Here is a 7,178-nt window from a genome sequence, read left to right as displayed (position 1 = left end):
CATCGCAGGCAAGCCAGCTCCCACAGGGGCCGAGCGACCCTCAGTGGAATTTGTGCTTTCCACACAAAAATCCTACAAGTTTTGCTAAAAATACCCGCCGCGCCGTTAGTCGCTATACCCTGCGATGCATTAAAGTAGACGCCCCAGGCCCGGCGGTTTTTTTCGACGTTGGGGCTCATCTCTCCAGGAACCGTCATCGATGGAACATCGTGAAGCGCTGCTTGCGCTGCGAACCTTTCTTTCTACGCAGATTCTCGGCCAGGAAAAACTCATCGATCGCTTGCTGATCGCCCTGCTCGCCGACGGCCATATGCTGGTAGAAGGCGCACCGGGCCTGGCCAAGACCAAGGCCATCAAAGAGCTGGCCGAAGGCATTGAAGCGCAGTTCCATCGTATCCAGTTCACCCCCGACCTGTTGCCGGCCGACATCACCGGCACCGAGATCTATCGCCCGGAAACCGGCAGCTTCGTGTTCCAGCAAGGCCCGATCTTTCACAACCTGGTACTGGCGGACGAAATCAACCGCGCGCCAGCCAAGGTGCAGTCGGCATTGCTCGAAGCCATGGCCGAGCGCCAGGTCAGTGTGGGTCGCAGCACCTACGACCTGTCGCCGCTGTTTTTGGTCATGGCCACGCAAAACCCCATTGAGCAGGAAGGCACTTACCCGCTGCCCGAGGCCCAGCTCGATCGCTTCTTGATGCACGTCAAAATCGGTTTCCCGGACGCGGCGGTCGAACGACGCATCCTGCAGCAAGCCCGTGGCGAGGCGCTCAATGGCGAAACCAAGCCCGAGCGCCGCGTGAGCCAGCAGGCGATTTTTGCCGCGCGCAAGGAAATCCTCGGCCTGTACATGGCCGATGCGGTGGAGGAATACCTGGTGCAACTGGTCATGGCCACGCGCACCCCGGCCAAGTTCGATCCTGAAATGGCCGAGTGGATCGCCTATGGCGCCAGCCCGCGCGGCTCCATCGCCCTCGACCGCTGCGCCCGCGCCCATGCGTGGCTGGCCGGGCGCGACTTTGTCAGCCCGGAAGATATCCAGGCAGTACTGTTTGATGTGCTGCGTCACCGCATCATCCTGTCGTTCGAGGCCGAAGCGGCCGGCATTGACCAGGACCGCGTGGTGCAACGCATTCTCGACGTCGTTGCCGTCGCTTGAACCCCATGAATGCCGGCGATGGAATCCGCGTCACGCTCAGCGAATTGATTGAGATGCGCCACCGCGTGCGCGAAGTGCAGCTGTTTTCCACGCCAAGCCAGCGCAGCCCGCTGATTGGCCTGCACCACTCCAAGCTGCGTGGGCGCGGTGTCGACTTCGACCAAGTTCGCGTGTACCAGGCTGGCGACGATGTGCGCACCATCGACTGGCGCGTGACGGCCCGCACCCAGGAGCCGCACACCAAGCTATTTCATGAAGAACGTGAACGGCCGATTTTCATCATGGTTGAGCAAAGCTGTCGGCTGTTCTTCGGCTCCGGGCAAATGTTCAAATCGGTACTCGCCGCCCAAGCCGCCAGCTTGATCGGCTGGGCCGCGCTGGGGCACAACGACCGCGTCGGCGGGTTGGTCTTCGGCGACAGCGAGCACTACGAAATCAAGCCCCGGCGCAGTAAACAAAGCCTGCTGCAATTGCTTAACCGCCTGGTGCGCGTGAACCAGAGCCTGAATACCGAAAGCCGCCCCGAAGCCGACGCGTTGGGCATGGCGCTGCGCCGTGGCCGCGAAGTGTTGCGCCCGGGCAGCCTGGTGATTGTGATCTGCGATGAGCGCGCGTTGACCGAAGGCGCCGAGCAACAGCTGAGCCTGCTGTCACGCCATTGCGACCTGTTATTGTTGCCGATCTCCGACCCACTGGACCACGCCCTGCCCGCCGCCGGGCTGCTGCGTTTCGCTGAACGTGGCGCGCAATTGGAACTGGACACGCTGAATTTCGATTTGCGCCAGGCCTATAAAGCCCAGGCTGAGGAACGCATTGCACGTTGGGAACTGCTGGCACAGAAGCTGCGCATTCTATTGATGCCCCTGAGCACCCAAAGCGAGATGGTCGAGCAATTGCGCGAATACCTCAACCCGCAACGCCCGGTTAAAAAGCAATGAGCAGCCTGGACCAACTGCAGCCACTGATCGCCCCGCCGGCCATCGGGTTCTGGCCGCCTGCGCCGGGTTGGTGGCTGTTGCTGCTGGTGATCCCGCTGCTGGGCTGGGGCCTATGGTGGTTGCGCCGTTTCCTGCCCACCCGACGCCCCGTGGCCCGCGCCGAACAACCGCTGGACCCGCTGCGCATCGCCGCCCTGGCCGAACTTGCGCTGATGCCCAAACCCTACGACGGCGCGCCCGCCGGTGCCTGGCTGCAGCAGCTCAATGGCCTGCTCAAGCGCCTGTGCCGCAACGACTACCCCTACAGCCAGAGCCACACATTAAACGGGCGCAAATGGCTGGCGTTCCTCGACAACCGTTGCCCGGCCGCCGGGCTTACACGCTGGATGGTGTTGGTCGAAGGCGCCTACAAACCCGAATGCAAACTCGACGACAAGGCCATCGCCGGCCTGACCCAAGCGGTCGATACCTGGATTCGCAAACATGTTTGAGTTCGCCTGGCCGTGGATCTTCGCCCTGTTGCCCTTGCCGTGGTTGATGCGCTTCATCCTGCCAGTGGCCGACAGCGGCGAACCCGCGCTGAAGGTCAGCTACCTGGCCGACCTTGAGGGCCTGGCGCGCCGCCGTGCGCGGGTCAACCTGCCCGGCTGGCGCCAGCAAGCGCCGTTCGTGGTGCTGTGGCTGCTGCTGCTGACCGCCGCCGCGCGCCCGGAATGGCTTGGCGAACCGCTGCCCATTGCCGCCAGCGGCCGTGACTTGCTGGTGGCCGTGGATGTGTCCGGCTCCATGGATTTCCCTGACATGCACTGGCAGGCCGATGACGTCAGCCGCCTGAGCCTGGTGCAGCATTTGCTCGGCGACTTCCTGGAAAGCCGTGAAGGCGACCGCGTGGGCCTGATCCTGTTTGGCAGCCAGGCTTACCTGCAAGCCCCGCTGACCTTCGACCGGCGCACCGTGCGCACCTGGTTGGATGAAGCACGTATCGGCATCGCCGGCAAAAACACCGCCATCGGCGATGCGATTGGCCTGGCCTTGAAACGCCTGCGCCAGCGCCCGGCGCAAAGCCGTGTGCTGATCCTGGTCACCGATGGCGCCAACAATGCCGGGCAGATCGACCCGCTGACCGCCGCACGCCTGGCGGCCGAAGAAGGCGTGAAAATCTACCCGATCGGCATCGGCGCCGACCCGGAGCAAACCGGTTCGTTGGGCATCCTGGGCGTCAACCCGAGCCTGGACCTGGATGAACCGGCCTTGAAGGCCATCGCGGACGCCACCGGTGGCCGCTACTTCCGCGCCCGCGACGGCGACGAGCTGCAAAAAATCAAACAAACCCTGGACCAGCTTGAGCCCGTCGCGCAACAGCCGACCCAGGCACGCCCGGCCCAGGCGCTGTACAGCGCACCGCTGGCGCTGGCGTTGATCCTGAGCATGTTGCTGGTGGTTCAAGAACGCTGGCCCAATAACCCCTTGCAACGCACCTTCAACAAACTCTCGACCAAGGGCATTTTCCTGCAACAGCACCCGCAATGGCGCCAACGCCTTAAACGCCTGCGCTTGCGGAGGCGTCGATGATCGACCTGTGGCCACACTGGTTTCGCCCTTGGTGGTTGTTGCTGCTGCCGTTGCTCGGCTGGCTGCTGTGGCAGCTGTGGCACCGACAAAAGCGCGCCGGGCGTTGGCAAATGATTTTGCCGCCAGCGTTTCATGCGGTGCTGCTCAGTGGCGGCAATGGCCGCGAAAGTAAATCGCCCTGGGTGGTGTTGGGCATCGCCTGGCTGCTGGCCGTGCTGGCATTGCTTGGCCCCAGTTGGCAAAGGGTTGAACAGAACAGCCAGAAACCGGCCGACCCGGTGGTGGTGCTGTTGGAGCTGACCCCGGAAATGCTCGCCACCGACAGCCCGCCCAATCGTTTGGAACAGGCGCGGCGCAAGCTCTATGACTTGCTGCAGGCACGCGACAACGCGCCCACCGCCATCGTCGTGTATGCCGGCAGCGCCCATACGCTGGTGCCGCTGTCGGATGATCTGGCCACCAGCCGCAACTTGCTCGAAGCCCTGCGCCCCTCGATCATGCCCGAGCCCGGCCATCGCGCCGATCTGGCGGTGGAAAAAGCCCTGGGTTTGCTCAAGCAAGCCGGTCTCGGCCAGGGGCGCCTGTTGCTGGTCGGCTCGTCGCTGTCGAAACAGGAGCGTCAAGGCATTCGCCTGCAGTTGCAGAGCGCCCAGGCCCCCAGCTTGTCGATCCTCGGCATCGGCAGCCGCGAAGGCACGCCGGTGACCCAGGAAAGCGGTGAATTCCTTAAAGATGACCAGGGCGCCATTCTGGTGCCGCGCCTGGACGGCCCGACGCTAAAGGCGTTTGCCAGTGAAATGGGCGGCCGCTACCGCGCCGCGCGCCTGGATGACAAAGACCTGCGCCAGCTCAACCTGCTCGATGGCCCGCAGGCCCTGCGCAACGACGGCCAACTGCTGCACCTCGACACCTGGGCCGACCAGGGTTACTGGCTGCTGCTACCGTTATTGTTGCTCGCCGCCTGCGCCGGGCGTCGCGGCTGGCTGTTCTGCGTGCCGTTACTGTTACTCGGTGCGCCGCAGCCCAGCTATGCCTTTGAACTTCAGGACCTGTGGCTGCGACCCGACCAGCAAGGCCAATATCTGCTGAAGAAACAACGCCCCAACGAGGCCGCCACACACTTCGAAGACCCGCAATGGCAAGGCGTGGCACTGTATGAGGCGGGCAACTACGCCGAGGCGATCAAGCGTTTTGCCCAAGGCAATGACGCGTATTCCCACTACAATCGCGGGAATGCGCTGGCCAAATCCGGCGAACTGGAAGCCGCCATCGACGCTTATGAGCAAGCACTGGAAGCCCAGCCCGACCTGCAACCGGCGCTGAAAAACAAAGCGCTGGTCGAAACACTGATCCAGGAAAAGGCCCAGCCCGAGCCGGCCAAGCCTGTCAAAAATGAGGATGACGAAACCACCCAACCCGGCCAAACTGCGCAACCGGGCAGCAGCGGCCAAAGTGCCACGGGGGGCGAGCAATCACCCCAAGGCCAAGGCCAGGCCAGTGCCGGCGATAACCAGACGGGCGCCACGCCCAAAGCCGGCGGCAACGACGTACCGGGCAGCGAGCTAGGGGACGAACACACCACCACCCCGCCCTTGCGCCCCGCCGATGCCAGCCTCGATGGCGAGCACCGCCAGGCGCTGGAGCAATGGCTGCAGCAGATCCCGGACAACCCCGGCGAACTGCTGCGACGTAAATTCTGGTACGAACAGCAACAACATCAGGACAAGACTCGATGAGCCGCCGCACCACCCTTCTGCTCCTGCTCGCCCTGTCGGCAAGCCACGCCCAGGCGGCCAACCTGGTGGCGAGTGTCGACCGCAGCCGCGTCAATTCCGGGGAAACGGTGGAGTTGACAGTGGAATCCAGCGACGTCACCCAGTTCGGCAAACCCGACTTGTCACCCCTGGATGCGCAGTTTGAAGTCAGCGGCACGCGCCAGATCAACCAGCTGACTACCTTGGGCGGCGATAACCACGCCACCACGCGCTGGATCATCACATTGCTGCCCAAGGAAAACGGCACCGTGGTGATTCCGCCGCTGCAAGTGGGCGAACTCAAGACCCAGCCGATCAGCCTGCAAGTGCTGGAAACCGCCAGCCAGAACACCAGTGCCGAACTGGCCCCGGTGTTTATCGAAGCCAATCTGGACCAGAGCAGTGTGTACGTTCAGGCCCAGGTGCTGTTGACCGTGCGCGTGTACCACTCGGTGTCGCTGTATGACGACAGCAGCCTCACGCCGTTGCAAATCCCCGATGCGCGCATTGAACAATTGGGCGAGTCGCGCACTTACGAGAAGGTCATCAACAGCATTCGCCACGGCGTAATCGAAACCCGCTATGCGATTTACCCGCAGCACAGCGGTGCCTTGGTGATTCCGGCGCAGACTTTCAGCGCCACCTTGGTGGAATCGCGCCCGCCCCAAGAGAACACGCTGCAGGGCACCAAACCGGGCAAGTTGATTCACGTAAGCTCTGCCCAATTGCCGCTGACCGTCAAGCCCAAGCCGGAGTTCTACCCCGCCGACGCCGCCTGGCTGCCCGCGCGCAGCTTGACCCTGAGCGAAGTCTGGAACCCCGAGCCTGATCACGTTCAAGTGGGCGACTCCCTGACCCGCAGCCTCACGGTCAAGGCCGAAGGCCTGTCCAGCGCCCAGTTGCCGGCCCTGCCCAGCAGCGACATCAATGGCCTGCGCCGCTACCCGGACCAGCCGGTGCTCGGCAACCAAAACAGCGACCGTGGCCTGATCGGCAGCCGTGAGGACCGCGAAGCCCTGGTGCCCACCCGCGCCGGTGCCGTGGAGTTGCCCGCCGTGGAAGTGGTGTGGTGGAACACCCACGAAGATCACCTGGAACGCACCAGCCTGCCCGCGCGCACGCTGCAAGTGGCGACCAACCCAAGCCTGGTGGTGGACACGCCCGCCACGCCAACGGTCATTACCGCACCGGACGATAGCCGCCTGTGGCTGTGGCAACTGAGCACCTTGATACTTGCCTGCACCACGCTGTTGGGTTTCGGCCTGTGGTGGCGCGCACGTCGCCAACCCGCCGTGCAACGCGCCGTACAAACCGGCCCGAGCCCGCGCTCGCTGTTGGACGACCTCAAGCGCGCCACCCAGGCCAACGACCCGCAAGCCACGCGCCAGGCACTGGATGCCTGGGCGCGGCAACAGCCGGAAACCCTGGCCGACATGGCGGCGCGGTTCGTGCCGCTGTCGGATGCCTTGGATGGGTTGAACGGCGCGCTGTACAGCGAGAGCGGCCAATACTGGCTGGGTGAAGATTTATGGCGTGCGGTCAAAGCAATTCCGATGGTCGAGCGTGCGCAAGACCCGGCAACGGACACCACCAGCTTGCCGCCGTTGTATCCCAAGTAAATCTCTCTCTACCTGACAGCACAAAACCCATGTGGGAGCTGGCTTGCCTGCGATGGCCATAGGTATGCCGCTTTCTCCTGTGGCGAGCAGGCTTGTCCTGCGTTGGGCCGCGAAGCGGCCCCAGTAAAGGCACTGC

Annotated in this window: 6 protein-coding genes; all 6 read left to right on the top strand. The window is 63.7% G+C overall.

What is annotated here, in order from left to right:
* The first annotated feature begins 199 nt into the window (after positions 1 to 199).
* From FEM54_RS19670 to FEM54_RS19645, 6 genes are read left to right on the top strand one after another with little or no spacing between them, the layout of a single operon-like run.
* Complete coding sequence (locus FEM54_RS19670) at positions 200 to 1,159, top strand: AAA family ATPase (protein ID WP_003174327.1); 960 nt, start codon at positions 200 to 202, stop codon at positions 1,157 to 1,159.
* Positions 1,160 to 1,164: 5 nt separating this feature from the next.
* Positions 1,165 to 2,097 (top strand): DUF58 domain-containing protein, encoded by a 933-nt coding sequence (locus tag FEM54_RS19665; RefSeq protein WP_017136649.1) that lies wholly within the window; start codon positions 1,165 to 1,167, stop codon positions 2,095 to 2,097.
* Positions 2,094 to 2,588 carry a DUF4381 domain-containing protein gene (locus tag FEM54_RS19660; RefSeq protein WP_017136650.1) on the top strand — a complete coding sequence of 165 codons (495 nt, stop codon included), beginning with the start codon at positions 2,094 to 2,096 and terminating at the stop codon, positions 2,586 to 2,588. Before FEM54_RS19665 ends, FEM54_RS19660 begins: the two co-directional genes overlap by 4 nt.
* On the top strand, positions 2,581 to 3,669 hold the full coding sequence (locus FEM54_RS19655) for a vWA domain-containing protein (protein WP_138452571.1): 1,089 nt from the start codon (positions 2,581 to 2,583) through the stop codon (positions 3,667 to 3,669). The genes FEM54_RS19660 and FEM54_RS19655 overlap by 8 nt, the downstream gene beginning before the upstream one ends.
* Positions 3,666 to 5,405, top strand: a complete 1,740-nt coding sequence (locus FEM54_RS19650) for a tetratricopeptide repeat protein (RefSeq protein ID WP_138452569.1) — start codon at positions 3,666 to 3,668, stop codon at positions 5,403 to 5,405. Before FEM54_RS19655 ends, FEM54_RS19650 begins: the two co-directional genes overlap by 4 nt.
* Positions 5,402 to 7,042, top strand: a complete 1,641-nt coding sequence (locus FEM54_RS19645; protein ID WP_099549321.1) for a BatD family protein — start codon at positions 5,402 to 5,404, stop codon at positions 7,040 to 7,042. Before FEM54_RS19650 ends, FEM54_RS19645 begins: the two co-directional genes overlap by 4 nt.
* Positions 7,043 to 7,178 lie beyond the last annotated feature (136 nt).

The organism is Pseudomonas edaphica, from assembly GCF_005863185.1.
Classification (GTDB): Bacteria; Pseudomonadota; Gammaproteobacteria; order Pseudomonadales; family Pseudomonadaceae; genus Aquipseudomonas; species Aquipseudomonas edaphica.
This window is presented reverse-complemented; position numbering and strand designations above follow the sequence as displayed.